At 35.3% G+C, this 1,439-nt stretch carries 4 protein-coding genes; all 4 read right to left on the bottom strand.

Annotation, left to right across the window (positions count from 1 at the left end):
• On the bottom strand, window positions 1–347 hold a 347-nt coding region (rpl5, locus tag EZH24_RS11805), incomplete at its 3' end, for a large ribosomal subunit protein uL5 (protein ID WP_137999277.1).
• A gap of 11 nt (window positions 348–358) precedes the next feature.
• A complete protein-coding gene (gene rplX / locus EZH24_RS11800; RefSeq protein ID WP_137999276.1) occupies window positions 359–700 on the bottom strand; it encodes a 50S ribosomal protein L24 in 342 nt (113 codons plus the stop codon).
• A gap of 12 nt (window positions 701–712) precedes the next feature.
• Window positions 713–1,081 carry a 50S ribosomal protein L14 gene (rplN, locus tag EZH24_RS11795; RefSeq protein WP_137999275.1) on the bottom strand — a complete coding sequence of 123 codons (369 nt, stop codon included), beginning with the start codon at window positions 1,079–1,081 and terminating at the stop codon, window positions 713–715.
• A gap of 1 nt (window position 1,082) precedes the next feature.
• Window positions 1,083–1,439, bottom strand: a 357-nt coding sequence (gene rpsQ, locus EZH24_RS11790; protein ID WP_137999274.1) for a 30S ribosomal protein S17, incomplete at its 5' end; no start/stop codon positions are given.

Raw genomic sequence — 1,439 nt, 5'->3', positions numbered from 1 at the left:
CCTTGAAAGTCCCTAACTCGAGGCAACGCTATAAATATTAACCTTTCCAAAAAATCATACATTCTCTCGCCTCTTAAAGTTACTCTGCATCCGATTGGCATTCCTTGTCTTAACTTAAAATTAGCTATTGACTTTTTAGCTCTCGTAATAATCGCTCTCTGTCCCGCTATTTGAGTAAGCTCTTCTACGGCGGAATCGACATATTTTTTATCGGACACAGCCATACTTATTCCCATATTGATAATTATCTTTTCTATTTTAGGAACCGCCATAATAGAACTAAGATTCATATCTTTCAATATAGACTGCTTAATTTCTCTTTCATATCTATCTTTCAATACTGACATAATTAATACCTCTATTTATCGAGAACTTCCCCTGATTTTTTTGAATATCTTTTCAATTTTCCATCGACATTTTTCATACCGATTCTTGTGGCTTTCCCCGATTTATCGACTACCATTACATTTGAAATATGTATAGAAGCTTCTCTCTCCACTATACCGCCTTTTTGATTTTCTTGAGACTTAGGCATCGTTTTTTTTATTATATTTATATCTTTAACAAAAACTCTGCCCGCTCCTCTATCAATAGACAGAACCTCGCCTCTTTTTCCGCTATTTTCTCCAGCAATCACTTCGACAGTATCGCCTTTTTTAACTTTATATTTCGTATTACTCAAATCTAATTTCTTTTTCATTGTATTACCCTTCTATATTACTTCTGGAGCAAGCGACACTATTTTCATAAAGCCTTTGTCTCTGAGTTCTCGAGCCACGGGACCGAATATTCTCTTTCCTCTCGGCTCTTTTTTATCGTCAACTATAACGGCGGCATTTTCGTCAAATCGTATATAAGAACCGTCATTTCGTCTAACTTCTTTTTTTACTCTAACTATAACGGCTTTTACCACTTTTCCTTTTTCTATAGAACAAGTCGGTATAATATCTGTAACGGAACAAACTATTATATCTCCCAAAGTGGCGTATCTGCGTCTACTTCCGCCCAAAACTTTAATACATTTTAATTTCTTTACGCCCGTATTATCGGCTACATTAAGAGTTGTCGGCGTTTGTATCATATTACTCTCCTTCTACCGTTTGCGCAATACTCGTTTCTGGAGCATGCTTTTCTCTTTTTAGAACGCTTTCCACTTCGCTATCCATAGAATCTTTTTCCACGCGTTCGGCTTTCTTTAATATCTTCATTAATCTAAATTTTTTATCTTTGCTTATAGGACGGCATTCTATAACCCTAATCAAATCTCCTTCGGCGCATTCGTTTCGCTCATCATGAACTTTATATCTTTTATTTTTGCTTATCGTTTTTCCGTAAAGAGGATGTTTCTGCCTTATTTCCACTTTAATAACTACAGTTTTATCCATTTTATCAGAAACTACGATTCCTTCAAGCACTCTTTTATATTTTTTCGCTTTGCT

The sequence above is a fragment of the Brachyspira catarrhinii genome (genome assembly GCF_005518285.1).
Classification (GTDB): domain Bacteria; phylum Spirochaetota; class Brachyspiria; order Brachyspirales; family Brachyspiraceae; genus Brachyspira; species Brachyspira catarrhinii.
Note: the sequence above shows the minus strand (reverse complement) of the source record. Positions and strands in the feature narration are given on the sequence as shown.

Bases quoted from the DNA above. Each gene is read 5' to 3' on its own strand.
- rplX (WP_137999276.1), bottom strand. From the start codon at position 700: ATGAAAAAGAAATTAGATTTGAGTAATACGAAATATAAAGTTAAAAAA.
- rplN (WP_137999275.1), bottom strand. From the start codon at position 1,081: ATGATACAAACGCCGACAACTCTTAATGTAGCCGATAATACGGGCGTA.